The sequence below is a fragment of the Achromobacter sp. JD-1 genome (assembly GCF_038594925.1).
GTDB lineage: Bacteria > Pseudomonadota > Gammaproteobacteria > Burkholderiales > Burkholderiaceae_B > Achromobacter > Achromobacter spanius_C.
On sequence record NZ_JBCGCS010000026.1, the window covers coordinates 63,330 to 88,147 of the forward strand.

9 protein-coding genes and 3 pseudogenes are annotated in these 24,818 nt (G+C 67.3%); all 12 read left to right on the forward strand.

Translation table 11 applies throughout. From position 1 onward, the window contains the following. The first annotated feature begins 123 nt into the window (after positions 1-123). Positions 124-2,478 carry a TonB-dependent siderophore receptor gene (locus tag WBR68_RS27540; protein WP_230695809.1) on the forward strand — a complete coding sequence of 785 codons (2,355 nt, stop codon included), beginning with the start codon at positions 124-126 and terminating at the stop codon, positions 2,476-2,478. Between the two features lie 15 nt (positions 2,479-2,493). Then, on the forward strand, positions 2,494-3,015 hold the full coding sequence (locus WBR68_RS27545) for a sigma-70 family RNA polymerase sigma factor (protein WP_050444829.1): 522 nt from the start codon (positions 2,494-2,496) through the stop codon (positions 3,013-3,015). 159 nt (positions 3,016-3,174) lie between these two features. Continuing rightward, the gene (locus WBR68_RS27550; RefSeq protein ID WP_050444828.1) at positions 3,175-3,402 is read left to right on the forward strand and encodes an MbtH family protein; all 228 of its coding nucleotides are present in this window, start codon (positions 3,175-3,177) and stop codon (positions 3,400-3,402) included. Continuing rightward, a complete protein-coding gene (locus tag WBR68_RS27555; RefSeq protein ID WP_230695810.1) occupies positions 3,399-4,142 on the forward strand; it encodes a thioesterase II family protein in 744 nt (247 codons plus the stop codon). The genes WBR68_RS27550 and WBR68_RS27555 overlap by 4 nt, the downstream gene beginning before the upstream one ends. After that, positions 4,108-4,833: a 4'-phosphopantetheinyl transferase family protein gene (locus WBR68_RS27560; RefSeq protein WP_230695811.1), complete on the forward strand. Its 726-nt coding sequence runs from the start codon at positions 4,108-4,110 to the stop codon at positions 4,831-4,833. The genes WBR68_RS27555 and WBR68_RS27560 overlap by 35 nt, the downstream gene beginning before the upstream one ends. Positions 4,834-4,896: 63 nt before the next feature. Further along, positions 4,897-5,937 carry a TauD/TfdA family dioxygenase gene (locus tag WBR68_RS27565; RefSeq protein WP_230695812.1) on the forward strand — a complete coding sequence of 347 codons (1,041 nt, stop codon included), beginning with the start codon at positions 4,897-4,899 and terminating at the stop codon, positions 5,935-5,937. 6 nt (positions 5,938-5,943) lie between these two features. Continuing rightward, complete coding sequence (locus WBR68_RS27570; RefSeq protein WP_230695813.1) at positions 5,944-10,410, forward strand: condensation domain-containing protein; 4,467 nt, start codon at positions 5,944-5,946, stop codon at positions 10,408-10,410. Then, on the forward strand, positions 10,407-13,613 hold the full coding sequence (locus WBR68_RS27575; RefSeq protein ID WP_230695814.1) for a non-ribosomal peptide synthetase: 3,207 nt from the start codon (positions 10,407-10,409) through the stop codon (positions 13,611-13,613). Before WBR68_RS27570 ends, WBR68_RS27575 begins: the two co-directional genes overlap by 4 nt. Continuing rightward, positions 13,610-15,049, forward strand: a pseudogene (locus WBR68_RS31525) (condensation domain-containing protein); the annotation flags it as partial. The gene WBR68_RS27575 and the pseudogene WBR68_RS31525, both read left to right, overlap by 4 nt. Positions 15,050-15,139: 90 nt before the next feature. Then, positions 15,140-16,816: pseudogene (locus WBR68_RS31530) on the forward strand (amino acid adenylation domain-containing protein); the annotation flags it as partial. Between the two features lie 78 nt (positions 16,817-16,894). Then, positions 16,895-21,544 (forward strand): annotated as a pseudogene (locus WBR68_RS31535) (amino acid adenylation domain-containing protein); the annotation flags it as partial. After that, positions 21,544-24,818 (forward strand): non-ribosomal peptide synthetase (locus WBR68_RS27585; RefSeq protein WP_230695816.1); only part of this gene is annotated, 3,275 nt, incomplete at its 3' end. The pseudogene WBR68_RS31535 and the gene WBR68_RS27585, both read left to right, overlap by 1 nt.

Below are 24,818 nucleotides of genomic sequence, written 5' to 3' on the forward strand. Positions count from 1 at the left end.
TTCTGGTTTTTGGCGTGTCCTCTTTATTGAACAGGACCGACATTCAACGCATCGACATCGGACATCATGGCCAGGCAGACAGGCAGCGGCACGCGCATTGCCCGGCCCCCCAGGGGGCGGGGCGTGCGTGCGCTTGTCACGATGCTGCTGCTGGCGCTGGCCGCGCTGCTGGGGCAGAAAGCCGTTGCGCTGGATGGCACTGCCGCGCGGGCGAACGTCAGCCTGCGCTACGACGTGCCCGCCGGACCGCTTGTGGCAGTGTTGCAGCAGATCGCCAGCCAGGCGGGCGTGCTGCTGTATTTCGATCCGTCACTGACGCGCGATCTCAATAGCAATGGCCTGACCGGCCGTTACACGGTCGAACAAGCATTTTCCCAGGTGCTGGCCAGCTACGGGCTGGAAGTGCACCAGGACACGCCGGGTGCCTACCAGGTCAGAAGCGTGGGCTGGACGCCGTCGGTCACCTGGATGCCGCCGACCTTGGTTGAAGGCGCGACCGTTGGTGTTGGCGGTTTTGTGGCGCGGGTGGCGGACGTGGGCACCAAGACCGCGACGCCCATCATCCGTGTGCCGCAATCCGTGTCGGTGGTGACCGGACAAGAGATGCAGGCCCGCTACGCGCGCACGGTCACGCAGGCCTTGCAATACACCCCCGGCGTGCAGGTCAACAACTTCGGGAGCAACGAGGTTCGCAATGACTGGCTGGTGCTGCGGGGATTCGACGCCAAGCTGACGGGCGATTACCGCGACGGTCTGAGCCAGATGCCCTACGACCAGATTCGTGCGCGCATGCCCGCGTACGCGCTGGAAAGCATCGAGGTGCTGCGGGGGCCGTCCTCGGCCCTGTACGGGCAGGTAGCGCCGGGCGGCATCGTGAACCGCGTAACCAAGCGTCCGACCGCCACCGTCCTGCACGAAGTGGCGGTCCAGGCCGGGTCGTTCGACAACAAGCAGGCGTTCCTGGATCTGGGCGGCCCGGTCAACGAGGCCGGCAACGCCGCCTATCGCTTGACCGCGACGGCTCGTAAGGCCGGCACGCAAGACAAGTACGACGACGACCACCGCTACCGCGACGACCTTGCCTACGTGGCGCCGGCGTGGCGCTGGCGCGATGCGGACACGTCAGTGACGTTGCTCACGCATTTCCAGCGCGACCGCAACGACGGCGAATCGCGCACCTACTACCCCACGCACACGCTGGTCGGCGATTACGCCTATGACCGCAACGAACGCGACTTCGCCAGCGTGGGCTACCTGTTCGAGCATCGGCTGAACAATACGTGGTCGTTGCGGCAGAACGCGCGTTATCAGCGCGGCGACATGAACTTGCGCAACCTGTATCCGCTGGCGCTGGCCGCTGACGGGCGCACGCTTTCCCGCATGCAGCTGCAAGCGCGCGAGCGCGCCGATGGCGTGGCGGTGGATACGCAGCTCGAAGGCCGGCTCGAAGGGGCAGGGCTGACGCACACCTTGCTGGCAGGCGTGGACTATCGCAGGCTGGCGGGCTCACAGAATTACCGGCAGGCGCTGGCGCCGACGCTGGACATTGATGACCCCGTCTACAACCAGCCGATCAACGCGCTGGACGCCAGCCATACGGTGCTGGATGTGCGGCAGGTCAGCACGCAATGGGGGCTGTACGCGCAGGACCAGATTCAGGCCGGGGCCTGGACACTGACCCTGGGGGCTCGGCACGACCGCTACGTTGACGATACCGACGACCGGCTGGCTGGCGGCAGCCAACGTACCAGCGATCAGGCGCTTACGTGGCGCAGCGGCCTGTCCTACGCCTTCGCATCGGGCGTGGCGCCCTACGTCAGCTACGCGACGGGCTTCGTGCCGCAGGCGGGCGCAGCCTTCGATGGCTCGTCCTTCACGCCGGCCAGATCGGATCAGGTCGAACTAGGCGTCAAGTTCCAGCCTGCGAATTCGCAAAACCTTTACACCGTCGCCCTGTTCAACCTGAACCAGCGCAACGGGCTGACCGCGGACCCCGACCCGGACCACGCGGGTTTCAGCGTGCAGTCGGGCCGTCTGCGGTCGCGCGGGGTGGAGCTGGAGGCCAAGCTCAGCCAGGGCAACGGCTGGGATCTGGTCGCCGCCTACACCTACAACGTCGTAACCAACGTCTCCAGCAATGACGGCGGGGCGGCCGGCAAGACGCCCATCGTCACGCCGCGCCACATGGCCGCGTTGTGGCTGGGGCATCGTTTCTCCGAAGGCGCCTTGTCCGGCTGGAATGCCGGCTTGGGCGTGCGCTATATCGGCCCGACCTATGTGGACGTGGCCAACACGATGAAGAACAGCGGCGCCGCCGTGTTCGACGCATCGCTGGCCTACGACACCGGCGCCTGGCGCTTCTCGGTCGACGCCATGAACCTGCTGAATAAAGAAACCGTGGTCTGTCGCAACGACCGCGTCAATTGCCGTTATGGCGTCGAGCGCACGGTGCTCGCGGCCGTCGCGTACCGCTATTGAATCAGGAGAGACATCATGTCCAACACAGCATCCATCAGGGACGAGCTGGCTGCCCTGTATCAGGTTCATCGGCGTAAATTGCTGCACACCGCCACGCGCATTCTTGGCTCGCGGGACCTGGCCGACGACGTGGTCCAAGACACCTATCTGAAGCTGCTCGAAGGCCCGTCGCCCAAAGACGTGCGCGAGCCGGTGGCCTATCTGTTCCAGACCGTCCGCCATCTGTCGATCGACTATCACCGGCGGCGCGCGCTGGAATCGCGCCTGTTCGCGGGCCAGGAAGACGGGCAGTACGCCGTGTCGGAATCGGTGGCCGAAGATGCGGCGGTCAGCCATCAGGCGTTGGCGCTGGCCGCGCAGGCCCTGGCCACGATGTCGGCGCGCACCCGCCGCGCGTTCGAGCTGCATCGCTTTGAAGGCTGCACCCAGCGCGACGTGGCGCGCGAACTGGGCGTGTCGACCACGCTGGTGAACTTCATGATCCGCGATGCGGACGTGGCGCTTAATTCCTGCCGCGAGTATCTGCTGCCCGGTTGAGGCGCATCGCGTTGCTGGTTGCTGTTTGCCGGGCCGGCATCGCCCGGACATCGTGAAACGCTTAAATTCCGGGCCTTCCTATTCGTCAATGTAAATAAGAGTCAATTCCGTCTTCAAGGCGGCATTGATGCACCTAGTCTCGTCTGGAGATGGACCGCTATGAGTTGTTTTGATCGTGATGACGCCGTGCTGCGCGTGTTGGTGAATGACGAAGATCAGTACTCGTTGTGGCCGGATTTCAAGGCAACGCCGCCGGGCTGGCGCGACACGGGCACCAAGGGCGACAAGCAAACCTGCCTGGCGTTCGTTGAACGCGTGTGGACCGATATGCGGCCCGCATCGTTGCGCCGCTTCATGGATGAACAGGCGCCGACGACTCCGCAATGACCACGCCCACCGTCACCCTGCTGTGTCTGCCGTGCGCAGGCGCCAGCGCCACGATGTATCTGCGCTGGCGGCGGGCGTTGCCCGCCTGGCTGCGCGTGGTTCCCGTGGAGCTTCCCGGGCGGGGCGAACGGTACGCACACGCCCATGCCACGGACCTGGATACGTTGGCCGCGCAGCTGTGCGATCGGCATGACGCCGACCTGCAAGGGCACTTTGTGCTGTTCGGTCACAGCATGGGCGCGCTGCTGGCTTACCGCATGGCGTCGTGGCTGCGTCGGCAGGGTCGCCACTTACCGGCTCTGTTGATCGCGTCGGCCAGCCCGGCCCCCGCGCTGCGCGATCCGGCGCGCTTCGATGGCCTGGATCACGACGGTGCGCTGATCGCCGACATGCGCAAGCAGGGCGGCACGCCCGAAGCGGTGTACGCCGATACCGAACTGCTGCGCCTGGCGCTGGACACGCTGGCGGCCGACTACCGCCTGTGCAAATTTCATTGCTACGCGCCGCAGCCCCCTTTGCCGTTTCCCATCGCGGTGTTCGCCGGGCGCGAAGACGACATCACGCCCGCGCAGGTGACGGGCTGGCGTGCCGAGACGTCGCGCGATTGCACCGAAACGTGGTTCGACGGTGGTCACTTCTTTATCCGGCATCAAGAGCCCGCCGTGCTGGCGGCCCTACGGGACGTACTGGCGGGCCTGGACTGCAATGCAAGCCAACATGCAAGCGCTCTACCTGCCTGAACGCGTACCCGCCGACGTCGAGGTCTGGCGCATTGCGCTGGCGGACGGCGACGAGCCCGTCTCCACGCATGGGCTATCGGCTGATGAGGTCCTGCGCATGCGGCGTTTTCGCCAGGCCGACGACGCCCGGCGCTTTGCCACCACGCGTCGAACGCTGCGCGAACTGCTGGCGCGGCGGCTGGACGTGGACGCGCAGGCGCTGGTCTTCGCGCGCGGCCTGCATGGCAAGCCAACGCTGGGTGCCGCGCAGCGCGGCGCCTGGGAATTCAGCGTGTCGCATTCTGGGCAGGCGGCCATGGTGGCGCTGTCGAATCAGCGCGCCGTGGGCGTGGACATTGAATGGTCGCGGCCGTGCCTGGACGTGCAGGCCATTGCGCCGGTCTGCCTGACAGCGGCTGAACGCGAACGCGTCGTGGATGCCGCCAGCTTCTATCGCCACTGGGTGGGCAAGGAAGCCGTACTCAAGGCGCTGGGGCTGGGCATCGGCCTGCACATGCAGCAACTGACCGTGACGCCCGCCGCCAACGGCGATTACGGCTTGCGGCACTGCCTGCCCGTTGCCGACGGCGATGGCGCCATCTTGGCCTGTGCGTTGCCGGCGCCCGCCGGCTACCTGGCGGCGCTGGCCTGGCTGGACGATCAGGGCGGCAGGCCGGCGGCCAGCGGGCGTGGAGTTGGCCAGCCTTTCTGACGCCGCCTTTCGCACCAGGGCCGTCGGGCGCCATGGGCGCCCAATTACTGTGGGAAAAGAGCAATGGAACGATTCGAGCGTATAGCACCGGCAGGCAGCGAATTGCCCCTGCTGCTGACGCCGGCCAGCGCCGGCGAACCCGTCATGATGGCGTTGGCGCGCCTGCGTGCCCAGATCGACACGGCATTGATCACGGTGGGGGGGGTCTTGCTGCGCGGCTTCGACGTGCCGTCGGTGGATGCGTTCAAAAGCTTCGCCGCGGCGTTCGGACACGACCTGCTGAGCTATGAATTTGCGTCGACGCCGCGTAGCGCCGTGTCCTCGGGCATATACACCAGCACCGAGTATCCGGCGCATCAGCACATCCCCCTGCATAACGAACAGGCCTACACACGCGACTGGCCGATGAAGATCTGGTTCCATTGCGTCAAGGCCGCGCCACAGGGCGGCGAGACCCCGATCGCCGACAGCCGCAACATCTATCGCCGCATGCCCGCCGCCATCCGCGAGCGCTTCGCGGCAGGCTTGCTGTACGTGCGCAACTACGGCGATTTTGATTTGCCCTGGCAAGACGTGTTCAACACCAACGAGCCGTCGCGGGTAGAGGCGTTCTGCCGCCAAAGCGGCATCGAATGGGAATGGCTGGACGACGGCGCCTTGCGCACGCGCCAACTGTGCCAGGGCGTGGAACATCATCCGCTGACGGGCGAAGCCGTGTGGTTCAACCAGGCGCATCTCTTTCATGCATCGGGTTTGCAGCCCGAGGTGCGCGAGTCGCTCGAAGACATCCTGGGCGTGGAGAACCTGCCGCGCAACGTCTACTACGCCGATGGCCGGCCCATCCCCGACGAGGTCTTTGACGAGGTGCGCGCTGTGCTGGCCGACGAGACCGTCACGTTCGGTTGGCAGGATGGCGACGTCATGATGCTGGACAACATGCTGGTCGCGCATGCCCGCACCCCGTTTTCCGGCCCGCGCAAGGTGGTGGTCGCGATGGCCGAGCCCCACGGCAACCGATCCAAATCCGGGTCCGCATTCGGGTCCGCATTCGGGTCTGAATCCGGGTCCGGCGCAAGCTCCCAGCCCCTGGACTGCCTGGCGTAGACGTTGATGAATCATCCAGCTTCCGTATCCGAAACCACCGTCAGCATCGCGGCGCGCCTGCGCGAATTGGCGCACACCCGCGCCGACGACACCGCGTTGATCGTGCTGAACGCCCAGGGCGACACGTCTTATAGCTATGGGGCGCTGGACCTGCGTGTGCGCGCGTTGGCCGCCGCACTGCAAGCGCGCTATGACATCGGCGCGCGCTTGCTTTTGCTGCTGGACAACGACGAGCACTACGTCATTGCATTCTTTGCGTGCATGGCGGCGGGTATGACCTCGGTGCCCGCGTTTCCGCCGCAGTCCGCGCGCGATCAGCAACTGGAACGGTTGCGCCTGATGGCCAAGGACTGCCAGGCCGCCGGTGTGCTGGCCACCGCAAACGTTGCGAGCTGGCTGCAAGACAGTGACGCGGTATTCGCGGGCCTGGACGTCATGGCGGTGGACGACATCGACACGGCGCACGCGCAACGGTGGCAGCCCTTCGAACCGGCGGGCGAAGACGTCGCCTTCCTGCAATACACCTCGGGATCGACCGCCGCGCCCAAGGGCGTGATGGTGACGCACGCCAACTTGATGGCGAACGAACGGTCCATCCAGGCCGGCATGCTGACGCGGCGCGACGACACCTTCGTGTCGTGGTTGCCGCTGTATCACGACATGGGGCTCATCGGCGCGCTGTTGCAGCCCGTCTACGTGGGCTGCCGCGTGGTGCTGATGACGCCCAAGTATTTTCTTGAGCGGCCGTTGCGTTGGCTTCAAGCCATTTCCGCCTATCGCGCCACGGTCAGCGGCGGGCCCGACTTTGCCTACCGCCTGTGCGTGGAGCGCGTGACATCTGAGCAAATCCGCATGTTGGACCTGTCGCATTGGCGCATCGCATTTTCGGGCGCCGAGCCGGTGCGCAATGACACCGTCGACGCGTTCGCGGTGTTGTGCGCGCCGGCCGGCATGCCGCGTCAGACCATCTACCCGTGCTATGGGCTGGCCGAAGCCACCTTGTTCGTGACCGGCAACCAGCGGGGCGACGGGCCCTTGATCACCCGCTTTGACGAAGCCGGCTTGGCGAGCGGCCAATTGCGGCCGGCGCCCCTGGGCACGCCACTGGTCGCTTGCGGCGTTCCCGCCGAGGATCACCGCGTGCTGATCGCCGACCCGGCGACGGCAGAGCCGGCCGCGCCGGGCATGCTGGGCGAGATCTGGACGGCGGGTCCCAGCATCGCGGCGGGCTACTGGGGAAATCCGCAAGCCACGCAACAGACTTTTGTGGAGCGTGACGGCGTGCGCTGGTTGCGTTCCGGCGACCTGGGCTGCTTTCACGGTGGTCAGTTGTACGTGAACGGCCGCCTCAAGGACCTGATCATCGTGCGTGGGCACAACGTGTACCCGCAAGACATCGAGCGCGTGATCGAGGCGCGAGTCGATGGCGCCAGGAAAGGGCGCGCGGCGGTGTTTCGCGTGGACGGCCCGCAAGGCGAGGGCATCGGTGTGGCGGTCGAGATTTCGCGCACGCATCGCAAGAAGGCGACGGCCGCCGCCACGGTCTCGGCGCTGAACCACGCCGTCGGCATCGCTTGCGGCGAGCCTGCCTCCGTGACGCTGCTGCTGGAACCGGGCGCCTTGCCCAAGACGTCCAGCGGCAAGCTGCAACGCGCCGCCACCCGGCTGGGTTGGTTGGAAAAAACGCTGGACGCCTACGCCATTCATCAAGACGGGGTCTTCTTGCACGGCGGGCCGGTTGACAAACCCGCGCCGCAGCCGGCCAGGGGAGACACCGAACAGGCGCTGGCCGCGATCTGGGCCGAGGTGCTGGCGCGCGAGGCGCCAGGCCGTGACGCGCACTTCTTCGATCTGGGGGGCAATTCCCTCAGTGCGGCGCAAGTCGCCGCCCGGATTCGCGCGCGCTGGTCGGTGGACATGCCGCTGCGCGCCGTGTTTGAACACCCGCAACTGGCGCAGGCTGCCGCGTTGATCGACAGGTTGCCCAGGTTGAGCCCGGAGCATGAGGCCGCGCCCGTGCCATTGCCGCCCGCGCGGCGGCTGGCCGATACGCCCTTGTCGCCTGCGCAGCAGCGCTTGTGGCTGGTGGACCGGCTGGCCGCCACGCCGGCGCAGCGCGCCGCCTACAACCTTAGCGCGGTCTACGAACTGCACGGTGAGCTGGACCTGGACCGGATGGCCCGCGCCCTGAATGGCACGGTTCAGCGCCATGAAATTCTGCGCAGCATCTACCCGGAAGACGAGCACGGCGATCCGGTGGCGCGTGTGCTGCCGTCCGTGCCGCTGCCGCTGCCCGTCACCGACCTCTGCGCGCAGCCGGATGCGGCGGCGCACATTGCCGCCTGCGCCGCGCAGCCCTTTGACCTGGCTACCGGGCCCCTGTTGCGCGCCGCCGTCCTGCGTCTGGCGGCCGATCGGCACTTGCTCGTCCTGGTGGCGCATCACATCGTGTTTGATGGCTGGTCCGCCGGCGTGTTCCTGCGCGAGTTGTGTGCGGGTTACGAGGGCCATGAACTGCCTCCCTTGGCGCTGCAGTATGGCGATTACGCGGCATGGAGCCGGGCCCACGCGCAGTCGCCCGCCATGCAGGCGGGATTGGACTATTGGCGGCGTGCGTTGGCCGGCGCCCCGGCGCTTAGTACCTTGCCCGGCGACCGCGAACGCGACGCCGTGGCTGACCTGCGCGGCGCGACGCTGCGCCTGCCCATTCCCGCAACACTGACCCGCCAGTTGGCCGACCTGGCTCGCCGCCATGACGCCACGCTGTTCCAGCTGCTGCTTGCGTCTTTCCTGTGGGTCTTGCACAGCCGCTCGGGCCAGGAAGAACTCGTGATCGGCACGGACGTAGCCGGCCGCGACCACGTCGAACTTGCGCCTTTGATCGGCTTTTTCGTCAATGTCGTGCCATTGCGCACACGCGTGCGGCGGGATCAGGAATTTGGCGACTGGCTGGCGCAGGTGCGCGAGGGCGTGTTGACCGCATTTGAACAGCGGCACGTGCCGTTTGACCGCATTGTCGATGCCACCGGCGCCACGCGGGATCGCAGCCGCAACCCCTTGTTGCAGGTGTTGTTCGTGATGCAAAACACGCCGCATCACGCATTCACGCTGTCGGGCCTGGCGATCGAACCCCGCCATGCCCCCGCCACGGATTCGAAATTCGACCTGGGCGTTTTCGTGCACGAGCGCGAACAAGGCCTGGACGTGGAGTGGAACTACGCCACGGCGTTGTACGACCTGCCCACGATTGAACGCGTCGCCCAGGGATGGGCGGATCTGCTGCGCCAAGTGGCCGCTGACCCCGGCTTGCCACTGAGCGGCTACGCCTTGCCCTCATTCAAGGAGCCTCGCATGTCTGTCGCCAATCCGTCACCTGCCGCCAAGCTGGACCGTCTGCGAAGTTTGTCGGCACGGGGGCCGCTAGCGCCCGCCGCTACACACGCCGTTGCACGCGCCGCTGCGCACGCCGTTGCACACGCTGCAATACGCACCTCGTTCCTGTCGCCTGACCGGCAATTTCCCATTGTGGTCGAGGCGCTGGACCCGGACCTGGACCCCGTGGCGTGGGCAGCGGCCGAGCGCGAGCGCATCGAGAACTGGCTGAAAACGCATGGCGGCATCCTGTTCCGCAACTTCGCGATCAGCACGGCGCAGCAGTTCGAGTCCTTTGCCGAGTCCGTCGAACCGGTGCTGTACGGCGACTACGGCGACCTGCCGAAGAAAGAGGGAGGACGCAACACCTACCGCTCGACCCCGTACCCCGAAAAGCAAATGATCCTGTATCACAACGAAAGCGCGCACCTGGATCGCTGGCCACGCAAACAACTGTTCTTCTGCGAGCTGCCGTCAAGGGTCGGCGGCGCGACGCCCATCGTGGATTGCCGCGAGATGCTGCGCCGCCTGCCCGCCGAATTGGTGCAAGAGTTTGAACGCAAGCAGTTGCTCTACATCCGAACTTTCACGGATCGCCTGGACGTCAGCTGGCAGTCGTTTTTCAAGACGGATGATCGCCGGCAGGTAGAGGCCACGCTGCGTCAGGCCGGGATCGATTTCGCCTGGCGGGGCGACGACGCCTTGCAAACGCGCACGCGTTGCCCGGCGGTCATCACGCATCCCGTCACGGGCGAGCGCGTCTTTTTCAATCAGGTGCAGTTGCATCACCTGCATTGCCTGGAGCCCGAAGTCCGCGAACACCTGTTGAGCACGGCCGGCCTGGAGTGGGTGCCGCGTCACGTGTGCTTTGGTGACGGCAGCCCCATTCCGGACGCGGTGATGGACCTGATCGGCAAGACCTATGAGGAATGCGCGGTGCGCTTCGACTGGCGGCGGGGTGATGTCGTGATGCTGGACAACATGCTGGCGGCGCACGCTCGCGACCCCTATGAGGAACCGCGCAAGGTCGTGGTGGCGATGGGGTCGATGTTCGACCGTGCGGCGCTGGACGCCCAAGTGGGTACAGGAGTCAGCCGATGAGCAACATCACCGATATCGTGGCGGGGGATTTCCTGCCGCTGAGCCCCGAGCAGCGGGCATGCATGGCCCGGTCCGGGCAAGCCCCGGCGCCTCGCTGGATGCTGGCCCGCATGGAATCCGAACACGACGGCGTAGCGTTGCAGGCGGCGTTACGCCGCGTGGTTGCCGCGCATCCGGCGCTTCGCCTGCGATTTGCCGAGGTGCCGGGATATCGGGGCCTGCGCCAGCAAGCGGGCGAGGACGCCGTCTGGACGTGGGAGGTCGTGGCGGGCGTGGGCGAGGACCCGACTCAGGCCGCGCGGGCCTGGTATGACCGCATTGCCGTCCGACACGAGGGGCTGCACACCGCCTGGTTCACGGGCGTCGGGCAGGGGGGCTGGCTGGCCTTGGCCGCCACGCCGCTCATCGCGGATGAGGGGTCGATGCTGCAACTGCTGAACGACGTGGCGCGGACGATGGATAGCGGCTCGAAGCCAAGCCCAAGCTCACCCCCCGATTGCGAGACCGGCGAGGTCGCCGCGTTTGATTACACCCACTATGTGCTGTGGCGCCAGGAGCTGGCTGCCGATCCGGATGCCGAGGCCGGGCGCGCGTATTGGCGCGACCATGGCGAGGCGTCCGGCTTGCAGGCGCCTCGGCTGTCCTATCGTGCGGCGGGCGCGGCGCAGGATAACGCCGCCATCGCCGTGTGTGCCGTGTGTGCCGCGACCGCCGCGACCGCGCATGGCGTGACGGAACTGGCGCAGCGCCTGGACTTGCCTGTCGAAACCTTGTTGCACGCCGCGTGGCTGGCGTTGCTGGGGCGTTTGACGGGCAGCTATTGTCACGTAACCGGTTGGCGGCACGACTGCCGCACCGATTACGACATGCTGGCCGGCGCGGTCGGGGCCTACGAAAAAGTGCTGCCGTTGGAGATCGACTGGCAGCCGGACGACACGTTTGAGCACTGCGCGCGGCGGCTTGCCCTGCGCCGCCAAGCCCATATCGGCGCGCAGGAACACTACGCCCTTGCCGCCGATGGCGGCGCCGGGCATCACGAGGTCGGATTCGTCGCAATGCCGCAGGGCCTGCCTGGCGTTCACGTGGCGGCCGTGCGTTGGGAAACCAGCACCAGGATGGCGGATTTCGAGCTGGCGCTGCACGTTGTGCTGACGCCGGCAGCCGACCAGGTTGCGCATGTGCAGTGTGTCTACGCGCCGCACCGCTATGGCGCGGCGGCCGTGCAGGGCTTGCTGGCGCAGTACCAGGATGTGCTGACGCAGGCGGCAAGCGCGCCGGAAACGCCCTTGTCCAAGCTCTTGCCGCCCGCCGCGCCGGATACCGCGTTATATGCAGGAGAAAACTGGGATCCCGGCGCGCAATCGCTACTGGCGCACGTGCTGGGGTGGGCCGCGCGCACGCCTTCAGCGCCGGCCATCGTGGACGACGGCGAGACGCTGGACTACGCGGCGCTGGCGGTTCGGGTGGATCAGGCGGCGCGCGTCCTGGCAGGGCAGGGCGTGGCGGCAGGCGCCGTCGTCGCGTTGCGCCTGCCGCGCGGCGCTGACCTGATCATTGCGCTGCTGGCGGCATGGCGTTGCGGCGCGGCGTATCTGCCGCTGGACCCGCAGTGGCCCGTTGCGCGGTGCGCGGCGCTGATGCAGGATGCGGCGGCCGCGTGCGTGGTGCAGCGCGCGCAGGACGCGGCGCTGTTTGACGGCGTGGCGCAAGTGACGCTGGGCGCCGGCATGTCAGACGCCACGCTACCCGCGCTGAACGACGCCGCGCTGCTGCGCCAACCCGCCTATGTGCTGTATACGTCGGGCTCCACGGGCGCGCCCAAGGGCGTGGCGGTGGGGCAGCGCGCCTTGCTGAACTATGTCGCGGGGGCTACGCATGCCATGGGGCTGGCCCAGGCGCGTCGTTGGGCGCTGACGGCCACCGTGGCGGCCGATCTGGGCAACACGGCGCTGTTTGGCGCGCTGTACAACGGCGCCGCGCTGGTGATCGCCAGTGACACGGCGATGCAAGACGCGCAGTCCTTCGCGCGATTCCTTCGCGAACAACGTATTGACGCCATCAAGATGGTGCCGTCGCATCTGGCCGCACTGCTCGATTGCGATACCGCCATCGCGCCGCGTACGGTGGTGTTGGGTGGCGAGGCGACCGCCGCCGCGCTGGTGCAACGCCTATTCAAGCTGACGCCCGGCTGCCGCCTGTTCAACCACTACGGCCCCACGGAAAGCACGGTCGGCGTCATGGTTCATGCGGTCAAGGATGCCGCGGATGGCGACGTGGGCGGTGTACTGCCGCTGACGTGCGTGCTGCCCAACTGCCGCATCCGCTTGCTGGACGCGGACCTGACGGCCACGGCGCTAGGCGCGCTGGGCCAGTTGTACATCGGCGGCCCGCAGCTGGCCAACGGTTACCTGCGTGCGTCCGGCGACGACGCATTCATCGACGATCCCTACCTGCCGGGGCAACGTCTGTATCGCAGTGGAGACCTGGCGTACGCGCTGCCGGACGGCGGTATCCGTTTGGCCGGGCGCGCCGATCATCAGGTGAAGATCCGGGGCTTTCGGATCGAACCGGCCGAGATCGAAGCGGCGCTGCTGAGCCTGCCTGGCGTGCAACAGGCCGCCGTGCTGGCCATTGCCGGCGCGGCAGGCGTGGAACTGACGGCGTGCGTGACCATGGACGATGCGCATCAGTCCCAGACCGACGCCGAGCTGGGCGCGGCGCTGGCGCAGCTTCTGCCCGCACCGATGCTGCCCGCGCGCATCCAGTGTCTGCCCGATCTGCCACGGCTGCCCAACGGCAAGGTAGACCGGCACGCGCTGCAAGCGCGGGTCGTCACGGCGCTTGATGCGGACTCCGCCGAGCCGGTGGCGCCTCGCGATGCGTTGGAGACCGTGGTGGCAGGGTGCGTCGCCATCTTGCTGGAGCGCGACCGCGTGGGCGTGCATGACGACTTCTTTTCGCTCGGTGGCCATTCGTTGCTGGTCATCAAGCTGGTCACGCGCTTGCGCAAACAATTGCGCGTCGAGGCAGTGCCGGGCCTGGTGTTCGACCATCCCACCGTGGCGCGCCTGGCCGCTGCACTGCGCCAGCAAGCCGAGGACCCCGCGCAACTGGACCGGATCGCGCAACTGCGCGTCCAGGTGAACAACTTGTCGCCCGAAGAGCGCGCCGCCCTGGCCGCCCAAGTGACGGAGCCCGCATGAGCGATACCCAGCAAGCCCTGTTGCGAGCCTTGCTCGCCGAAGACGACAACGACGATGACGCCACGCTGGACGCATCGGCGATACCGCTGAGCGACGCGCGGGACGATGCGCCCCTGTCGTATTCGCAGCAGCAGCTGTGGTTTTTGCAAAAGCTGGATCCCGCCTCTACCGCGTACAACCTTCCGCGCGCCTTGCGCATCCGGGGCAAGCTGGACGTTTCTGCATTGCGAGCAGCCTTCGCCGCGCTGGCTCGTCGCCATGCGGTCTTGCGCAGCACCTTTCATGAACAGGATGGCGAACCGCGCCAGCGCGTGAACGCCGCGCATGCGTTCACGCTGGACGAAGTGGACCTGAGCGCGCTGCCGCCTGACGCGCGCGAAGCCGCGCTGCAAACCCACTGCGCGCGCATCGCAACCCATGTCTTCGACTTAACCCGAGAGCCAGCGCTGATCGCGTGCGTGCTCAAGTTGGAACGCGACGATCATGTGTTGGCGTGGTGCCTGCATCACATCGTTTCGGATGCGTGGTCCAACCCCATCTTCATGCGGGATCTGGCGCAAGCCTATGAAGACATCACCACGTCCGGCGCCGCGGTCGCCAACGAACCGCCGCGACGTTACAGCGACTTTGCCGCCTGGCAGCGCGGGCACGCGCAGGCCGGGGGGTATGCGGCGCACGTTGCGCACTGGAATGCGCATCTGCGTGACGACTTGCAAGATCTGGCCTTACCCACGGACCATCCGCGTCCCGCCGTACTGGGCGCCGAGGGCGCTTCGCTGTATGTCGAAGTCCCTGCGGCGCTGGTCGAAAGGCTGCGCGCATTTTGCCGCGCGTCGCAATGCACGCCGTTCGTCGCGCTGTTCACGGCGTGGCAACTGTTGCTGGCGCGGCTCAGCGGGCAGACCGGCTTTGCCGTGGGCGTGCCCAGCGCCAATCGCAATCGGCCGGAGCTTCAAGAGCTGCTGGGTTTCTTCGTCACGACGCAGGTATTCCGCGTGAATGCGCCGGCATCGGCCAGCCTGCGCGAGGTCTGCCAGGCCGTGCGCGCCGACGCGCGTGCCGCCATGAACTATGCCGACCTGCCATTGGAACTGTTGCTGGAAAGCCGGGACGTCGTGCGTGACCCGGCGCGCAGCCCGTTGTTCCAGGTGCTGTTCGGCCTTCAGGTGGGCAGCGCCGGCCCAGGGCTGTCCTTGCCGGGCGTTCAGGTAGAGCGCTTGCCCGTGCCCGAGCGCAGCGCCAAGTTCGAGTGGTCGCTGGACCTGCTGTGGGATGACGCTGCGGGGCCGGTCCCCGCATTGCATGGCAGGCTGGAGTTCAACACGGCGCTGGTTGCCGAGGACACGGCGGCGCGGATGTGGCGGCGCTATCTGCGGGTGTTGGAGGCGCTGGTGACGCAGCCGGACAGCCGCGTGGCGGCTCTGGATGTGATCTTGCCTGAGGAGCGCGTGCAAGCGCAGGCCTGGAGCCGCAACGCCGCGCAACACGATGAGCGCGCGCCAGTGCATCGCTTGTTTGAACAGCAGGCCCGCGCCACGCCCGACGCCATTGCGCTGGTGTGCGGCGACGCCGCGCTCTGCTATGCCGACTTGAACGCGCGCGCGAATCGCCGCGCGCATGACTTGATCGTGCGGGGCGCGGGCCCTGACGCGCTGGTCGCCATCGCTATGCAGCGTTCGATCGACATGGTGGTTGGGCTGCTGGCCATCCAGAAGGCCGGCGCGGCCTATGTGCCTCTGGATCTGGACTACCCGGTCGAACGGCTGGCCTACATGTTGCGGGACAGCGGCGCGATGCTGCTGCTTTGCGCGCAAGATGTGCCCGATGGCCTGGTGTCGTCCGATGGGCCCGCCGTTGTCGATCTGCGTGATGCCCCGACCACAGACGCCGTGCACAACCCGGACGTGGCGCTGCATGGCGAAAACCTGGCTTACGTCATCTATACCTCTGGCTCCACCGGCCGTCCCAAGGGCGCCGCCAATCGGCATGCCGCCTTGACGAACCGCGTGGCATGGATGCAGCAGGCGTACGGGCTGGCGGCCGACGACGTCGTGTTGCAGAAGACGCCGTTCGGCTTTGATGTGTCGGTTTGGGAATTTTTCTGGCCCCTGATGACCGGCGCGAGGCTGGTCATGGCGCAACCCGGCGATCACCGCGACCCCGAGCGCCTGGCGGCGCTGATTCACCGCCATGCTGTTACGACCGTGCACTTCGTGCCGTCGATGCTTGCCGCCTTCATGGCGTACGAAGCGGCCGCGCGCTGCGCATCGCTGCGCCGTATTCTGTGTAGCGGCGAAGCCTTGCCCGCCGACGTCCGCGACGACGTGCTGCAACGCATGCCGTGGGCCGAACTGCACAATCTGTACGGCCCGACCGAGGCCGCGATCGACGTGACGGCGTCGCGCTGCGCGGCGGAGGATGGCGCGCGCGTGCCCATTGGCGCGCCCATCTCGGCCACCCAGGCATGGGTGCTGGACGCCGACCTGAACTTGAGCCCGCCCGGCGTTGTCGGTGAACTGTATTTGGGGGGCATGGGCCTTGCGCGTGGTTATGTGCGCCGCCCGGGCATGACGGCAGACCGATTCGTGGCGGACCCCTATGCGTCAGAGGCGGGCGCCCGGCTGTATCGCACCGGCGATCTGGCCTCATGGCGCGCCGATGGGCAGTTGCTGTATCAGGGGCGCGCGGACCACCAGGTCAAGATCCGCGGCTTTCGAGTCGAGCTGGGCGAAGTGCAGACGCGGCTGGGCGCGCAGCCCGGTGTGGCGGCTGCGGTCGCGGTGGCCCACAAGGCCGCCAGCGGCACGAAGCTTGTGGCGTATGTGTCGCCACGGGACGCCGCGCGGCAACCCGACCCGGTCATGTTGCGCGCGGCCCTGGCCGCCGAACTGCCTGACTACATGGTGCCCGCCGTCATCATGGTGTTGGCGGCGTTGCCGCTTAGCGCCAACGGCAAGATCGATCGCAAGGCCTTGCCCGCGCCGGATTTCCAGCGCGATAGCGAGTTCCAGACACCGGTCGGCGACACCGAGCACTTGCTGGCCGGCATCTGGCGCGACGTGCTGGCCGTGCCGCGCATCGGCCGGCATGACAACTTTTTCGAACTGGGCGGGGACTCGATCCTGACGCTGAAGATTGTGGCGGCCGCGCGCAAGCAGGGCGTGAAGATCGCGCCGCGCGACGTCATGGAGCGCCAGACGATCGCCGCGCTGGCCTTGTCGGCGTCGGCGATACGTCCCGAGACGGCAACGGGCCCGGCCCGTGGTCCGGCCTTGTTGGCGCCGGTGCAACAGACGTTCTTCGATCTGTCCGTGCCCCATCGCAGCCATTGGAACCAGTCGGTGGTGCTGCGTCCCCATGGAGAGGTCGACGTGGCCGCGCTGCAACGCGCCATGGACGCGGTATTGGCGCACCACGATGCGTTCCGGCTGCGCTATCGGCAGAATAGGCAGGCAGGGTGGGCACAGGAGTACGACAAAGACGCCGTGGCGCCGCGCTTGGCCTTGGCGCCATCCGGGGATGACGCCGCCGCCCCATTCGCGGACGTGGCGGACGCCTTGCAACGCAGCCTGGACGTGGAATCGGGCCCCGTGACTGCCGCGGCCTGGATCGAGCCGGACGTGGGCAGCCCTGACGCGTGCCGCCCAGACGTGGGCCGCCCTGACGCGGGCCGCCCAGGACGGCTGTTGTGGGTGGCGCACCATCTGGTCGTGGACGCGGTTTCTTGGCGCGTCCTGCTCGAAGATCTGGAAGTCGCTTATGACCAGGCGCGCCGTGGTGCGACGCTGACCTTGCCATCGGCCACGATGTCGTTTGGCGATTGGACGCAGGCGCTTGCCCGCTATGGCGCCTTGCCCGCCACGCAGGCGCAATTACCCGAATGGCTGGCTATCTGCGGCGAGCAGGACACGCCGCTGCCCGTGGCGCGACCCCATGGCGCCAACCGCGTGTCGGACCAGCGCAGCGTGTCGGCGCAGTTGGACCCGGCGGCATCCGCGCGCTTGTTGTCCGGCGGAGCGCGGGCATATCGGGCACAGGCCTCCGAGCTGTTGCTGACGGCCGTGGCGCGCGTCCTGTGCGCCTGGACAGGCCAGGAAAGCGTGCTGCTGGAGCTTGAAGGCCACGGCCGCGAAGAGGACACTACGGGCGTTGATGCAAGCCGGGTCGTCGGCTGGTTTACATCCCTGTTCCCGTTGCGGCTGCGCCCGGGCGCGGCAGATCTTGGCAGCGCCTTGGCGGCGGTCAAAGAGCAGTTGCGGGCGGTGCCCGACAAGGGCTTGGGCTATGGCGTGCTGCGCACCATGACGGATTCCGGCCGCGTGCTGGCCAACCATCCGTATCCCCGCATCACCTTCAATTACCTGGGCCGGACCGACGCCGCCGCGCGTACCTGGAATTGGGACAACGAGCCCGCTGGCATTGAACGCGATCCTGATAGCGAGCGCCGCAGCGTGCTGGACATCGGCGTTGCTTTACGCGATGGCGCCTTGCGTTTTACGTGGTCGTACAGCGCCGCCATGCAGGACGAAAGCGAGGTCCGCGCGTTGGCCGACGCTTGCGTGGCCGAGCTTGCCCGCCTGGCGGACGTGGTCGACGCACCGGGAGCCGGCGGCGTGACGCCATCCGATTTTCCGCTGGCGGCCTTGTCCCAGACGCAGTTGAACCGCCTGGCGCCGAACCCGCGCGATGTGGCTGACATCTATCCCCCAACGCCCATGCAACAGGGGCTGTTGCTGCACACGCTGATGAACCCCGGCTCCGGCATGTACTTGATGCAGGACCGCTACCGCTTTGACCGGCACCTGGATCTGGACGCGGCGCACCGTGCGTGGGGCCTGATGGCGCAACGGCATGAAGCGCTGCGCGCGGGCTTCGCCTGGCAGGCGGGCGAGACCCCCTTGCAAGTCATCCGCCGCGAGGTCGAGACTCCCGTCCAGGTGTTTGACTGGCGCGAGCTGCCCGTGGAGGCGGCGCTGGCCCAGCTGGACCGCCTGTTGCAAGACGAGCTGGTCGCGGGCTTTGATATGGGCGCCGCGCCCCTGTGGCGCGTCCGGCTGGCGCGACTGGCCGACGGCGACCGGATGGTGCTGAGCTATCACCACATCCTGATGGATGCCTGGTGCCGGTCCTTGTTGCTGGCGGATTTCTTTGCCGCGTACGACGCCTATGCACAGGGGCAGGCGCCGCAGTTGGCGCAACCGGTGCCGTACCGCGACTTCATCGCGTGGCTGGGGCGGCAAGACATGGCGGCCGCGCAGGCGTACTGGCGCGACACGCTGCGTGGTTTCGGCACGGTCACGCCCATGCCGCTGGCTGGCCGTGGCGCGCCCACGCCGGGCCAGTCACGGACCGTCGACGCCGTCGTGTCACTGACCCCGGCCGAGACCACGGCGCTTCAGCGCGCGGCGCAGCAGCAGCAGTTGACGGTGAACACCTATGCGCAGGGCGCGTGGGCGTTGTGGCTCGCCCGCGTAGCCGGACTGCACGATGTGCTCTACGGCGTGACGGTCGCCGGCCGGCCCACTGACCTGAATGGCGTACAGGACACCATCGGCCTGTTCATCAATACCTTGCCGTTACGCGTCGACGTGCCGGGGACGGACAGCCCGATCAGCGTGGCGCAGTGGCTGCGCACGGTGCAGGCCGGCAATGCCGCGCTGCGCGAACACGAACACCTGTCCTTGGCTGAGATCCAGGCGCTGGCTGACGTGCCGCGTGGCACCACGCTGTTCGACACCTTGTTCGTCTTTGAAAACGCGCCGGTTGACGGCGCATTGCTGGCGCGTGCGCAAGCGATCGGCGCGCATGCCGACGGCGCCCGCACGCATACCAACTATCCGCTTACGGTCGTGGTCAAACCGGGCGAACAGCTGGTGCTGCAACTGACGTATGACGCCGACCTGTTCGACGAGGCGTCTATCCTGCGAGTGCTGGACGGCTTGCGCCACGTGCTGGGGCAATTTGCCGGCCGACCGGCCGCGCCGTTGGCGCAAATCGGCCTGCTGCCCGACGACGAGCATGCACGCGTGCTGGGGCTGGGTCGGGGCGCAACGCCCGGCTATCCGCTGGACGCCGGGTACGCCAGGCTGTTCGAGGCGCAGGCGCGCCAGCACGCCCAACGCCTCGCGGCGCGCGACGCGAACGGAGACATCCGCTACGACGCACTGAATCGGCTGGCCAACCGCCACGCGCACGCGTTCCGAGCGGGCGGGGTGGGCCGCGACGACGTCGTGGTGGTGCTGGCCGAGCGTGGCATCGGCATGCTGGCGGCCGTGCTGGGTGCATTCAAGGCGAACGCGGCCTACCTGGCGCTGGACCCCGCCTTGCCCTCGCAACGCCTGGCGCAGATCCTGGACCTGTGCCGCGCGCGCGCGGTCGTTACGGATCGCGGCGCGGCGGCGGCGCACGCCGACGTGATCGCAGCGCTGCCCGCCGCGGTGGCCCGGCACGACATCGACAGCCCGGCATCGAGCCACGACGCCGATCTCCGCGAACCCGCGCATCGCGACCAGGCGGCCTACGTGATCTTCACGTCCGGTTCCACGGGCACGCCCAAGGGCGTGGTCGTCACCAGCCAGGGCATGTTGAACAACCAGCTCAGCAAGATTCCCGCGCTGGGCCTTACCGAGCATGACGTTATCGGCCAGACGGCCGCGCAGAGCTTCGACATTTCGGTGTGGCAGCTGCTGGCAGGGTTGTTGTGCGGCGCGTGCGTCGAGATCGTGGCGGATAGCGTGGCGCGCGACCCGCAAGCCCTGATCCGCCGCGTGAACGATAGCGGCATCACCGTGCTGGAATGCGTGCCGACCCTGATCCAGGGCATGTTGATGGCCGACGCGGTGTCGATGCCCGGCCTGCGCTGGATGCTGCCCACGGGCGAAGCCAGTTCGGTGGCGCTGGCGCGTGCGTGGCTGGATCGCTATCCGGGCGTGCCGCTGGTCAATGCCTATGGCCCCGCCGAATGCGCGGACGACGTGGCGCTGTATCGCGTGGACGACGCCAAGAACGAGTCGGGCCCGGTACTGGCGATCGGCACGGCGGCCGACCACACGCAACTGTACGTGCTGGACGCGAACCTGGACCTGCTTCCCGCTGGCGCCATCGGTGAACTCTGCGTGGCGGGCGTGGGCGTCGGGCGCGGGTATCTGCATCAGCCGGGTCTGGCCGCCGAACGCTACATTGCCGATCCGTATGCGGCACGGCCCGGCGCGCGGCTCTACCGCACGGGCGATCTGGCGCGCTACCGGGCCGATGGCGTGCTGGAGTATGTGGGGCGCAGCGACCATCAGGTCAAGGTGCATGGCTTTCGCATTGAACTGGGTGAGATCGACGCCTTCCTGGCGCGCTTGTCCAGCGTGCGCCAGGCGGTTACGGTGGCGCGCGATGACGGGCAGGGCCATCGCCTGGTCGGCTATGTGACGCCGCGCAACCTGGCGCTGGCCGGGCCGCGCGACGACGCGCAGCGCGCCTGGTTGGAATCCGTGCAGGCCGAGCTGGCATCCGCCTTGCCGGCCTATATGGTTCCGGCCGTGTGGGTGGTGCTGCCGTCGATTCCGCTGACGCCCAACGGCAAGGTGGACCGCCGCGCGCTGCCGGCGCCCGACACTCAGGCCGCGCTACGTCACTACACCGCGCCTGAGGGTGACCTGGAACTGCAACTGGCCGATATCTGGGCCGCGGTGCTGGGCGTGCCGCGCGTGGGCCGCGACGACAGCTTCTTTGAGCTGGGCGGCCATTCCTTGCTGGTGATGCGCGTGGTTGCACGTATCCGGACCGATCTGGACATCGAGACGCCGCTGGCCGCGCTGTTCGAAGCGCAGACGCTGGCGCGCTTTGCCGAGCGCGTGGCCGAGGCGGCGCAGGCGGGCATTGGGCAGGCCGACGCAATGCGCGGCATCGACGCGTTCATCGATACCCTGGAGATGCTGTGATGGACGATACCCTGGCCCGGCAAATTGCCCGAAAATTCGCATCGCTTGCACCTGCGCAGCGTCGCGCCGTGTACGACAAGATGCGCGAACAAGGCATGGACCCATCGCACCTGCCCATTCTTTCGCGCGAGGGGCCGCCGATGCTGTCGCACGCGCAGGAGCGGCTGTGGTTCCTGTGGCGCCTGGATCCCGGCGATGCCGCCTACCACCTGCCGGGCGTGTTGCGCCTGACGGGCGCGCTGGACGCCGAAAGCGTGCGCGTGGCCTTTGAGCGCGTGCTGGTCCAGCATGCGGCGCTGCGCACGCGATTCGACATGGACGCCGACGGCATGGCGCATCCGGTGGCGCAGGCGCCGTGGCGCATGGAGCTTGCTCAGGCAGACTTGCGCGCCGCACCAAACACGGATCAAGAGGAACGGGCGCGAGAGATTGCGCGTGCATGGATCGCCGAACCGTTCAACCTGCTGACCGGCCCTTTGCTGCGGGTGGGGCTGGTGCGGCTCGGTGACGAAGAACACCTGCTGGTCACCGTCATGCACCATATCGTGTCGGACGGATGGTCCATCGGGTTGCTGACCGACGCGTTCTGCAAGCACTATGCGGCGTTGCGGACGGGCACGGAACTCGCATCGCCGCCGCCCGCCATCGCCTATACCGATTACGCGGCCTGGCAGCGAAACCTGTTGGCGGCCGGCGAGGAAGATCGGCAACTGGCGTATTGGCGTCAGGCCTTGGCCGGGGATCACCCCGTTTTGCAGCTGAACGCCGATTTTCCGAAGCGTGGCGCAAGCGGGCAGGTTGCTGATGCCTGCATCAGCAACCTGCCGCAGTCCCTTGCGGACGAACTGCGGCGCTATGCGCACGCCCGGGGTTGCACCTTGTTCGTCGTCTTGCTGGCCGCATTCCAGGCCTTGCTGGCGCGCCATACCGGCCAGTCCGACATCCGCGTCGGCGTGCCGGTGGCGGGGCGCACGCGCCCCGAGGTGCAAGACGTGGTGGGACTGTTCGTCAATACGCAGGTGCTGCGCGCCAGGCTCGCCCCGGACTTGAGCTGGTCGGCGCTGCTTGCCCAAACGCGCGTAGCGGTGGCGCAGGCGCATGCCCATCAAGACCTGCCGTTCGAGAAACTGGTTGACGCCCTGCAACCCGAGCGCAGCCTGGACCATACCCCGCTGTTCCAGGTGCTGTTCAACCATCAACAGTTGCCGGGCGTAGACGGCTGGCAATTGGCCGGACTGCGTGCCACGCCGGAATCGTTTGCGCCGCCGACCTTGCCCTTTGCGTTGCAATGCGACACCGCTGAGTACGATGACGGCCGCTTGCGCGTGGCGTGGCGATATCCGCGCGACGCGTTTATGCCCGGCACGCTGACGCGCATGGCCGGTCACTATCAAGCGCTGCTGCGCGCGATGGTGCGCGATGATGCCGCGCGCGTGTGGGAGGCCGAGCTGTTGTCGCAGGCGGAATGCAAGACCTTGAGCGAATGGGAGACGGGCGCGCCATTGGCAGATGAGGTAGCGTCGTCGTTCGGCGCGCTACCGGTGCATCGCCAGTTTGAACGACAGGCGGGCCTTTGGCCGGACCGTGTGGCGGTGACGTGCCTTGATGCGTCGCTGACGTATGGCGAACTGAACCGCCGCGCGAATCAATTGGCGCATCGCTTGCAGCGCATGGGGGTACGTGCCGAGCAGTGCGTGGGGATTGCTGCCGAACGATCGCTGGAACTCGTTGTAGGTTTGCTGGCGGTGTTGAAGGCGGGTGCGGCCTACGTGCCGCTGGACCCGGACTATCCGGATGATCGGCTGGCGTACATGCTGCAAGACAGCGACGTGTCGCTGCTGCTGACGCAGTCCGGTTTGGCGGCACGGATGGGCGGGTTGTCGTCATCGACAACCTTGTTGGCTTTGGACCAGATGGACGTTTCGTCCGAACCGGTCACGCCGCCCAACGTTCCCCATCACCCCGAGAACCTTGCCTACGTCATCTACACGTCGGGCTCCACGGGCAAGCCCAAGGGCGCGGCTAACCGGCATATCGCCCTGATCAACCGCTTGGCGTGGATGCAGCAGGCCTATGGTTTGACGGCAGACGATGTGGTGCTGCAAAAGACCCCGTTCAGCTTTGATGTATCGGTGTGGGAATTCTTCTGGCCCTTGATGACCGGCGCGCGGCTGGCGTTGGCAGGCCCGGGTGATCATCGCGATCCGGCGCGCCTTTCCGCGCTGATACGCGAACAAGGCGTCACTACGCTGCATTTTGTGCCCTCGATGTTGCACGCCTTCATCAGCCATGCCGAACAGGTGGGCGCGGATGGGTGCGCAACGCTGCGCCGCATCGTGTGCAGCGGCGAAGCGCTGGGCGCGGACTTGCAGGCGCGTTGCCTGGCGTTGTTGCCGCAGGCTGGGATGTACAACCTGTACGGCCCGACGGAAGCTGCAATCGACGTGACGCACTGGACCTGCGTCGATGATGGCAGCGGTGTGGTGCCCATCGGCTATCCGATAGCGGGCATTCATGCACGGGTACTGGACGCGCAGTTGAACCCTGTGCCCATCGGCGTACCGGGTGAGCTGTATCTGGGCGGGGTGGGTTTGGCGCGCGGGTATCTGAACCGCCCGGGCCTGACCGCCGACCGCTTTATCGCCGACCCGGACGGGCAGGGCGGCAGGCTGTATCGCACGGGTGATCTGGTGCGCTGGATGGGGGAGGGGCACCTGGAGTATCTGGGCCGCCTGGATCATCAGGTGAAGATCCGTGGCTTGCGGATTGAATTGGGTGAAATCGAAGCCGCTCTCTTGTCACAGCCGGATGTGGAACAAGCGGCGGTATTGGCGCAGGACGGTCCATCGGGCGCAAGGCTGGTGGCGTATGTCGCACCCGCCACCGTGGATACCACGGCACTGCGAAGCGCATTGTCGGCAGCGTTGCCCGACTACATGGTGCCCGCCGCCTTCGTCGCATTGGATGCTTTGCCGGTCAACGCCAACGGCAAGCTGGATCGCAAGGCCTTGCCCAAGGCAGAGTTCGCCGCCAGCCAAGGCTACGCGTCGCCCGAAGGCGCGGTCGAATCTGCCCTTGCCGCCATCTGGTCGCAAGTCTTGGGCGCGGCGCGGGTGGGCCGTCACGACAACTTCTTTGAACTGGGTGGCGACTCGATTCTTAGTCTGCAAATTGTGGCGCGCTTGCGCCAGGCGGGCTGGCAGATCACGCCGCGCCAGGTGTTCGAACGGCAGACCGTGGCCGATCTGGCCAGCGTGGCGGTAGCCGCGCAGGC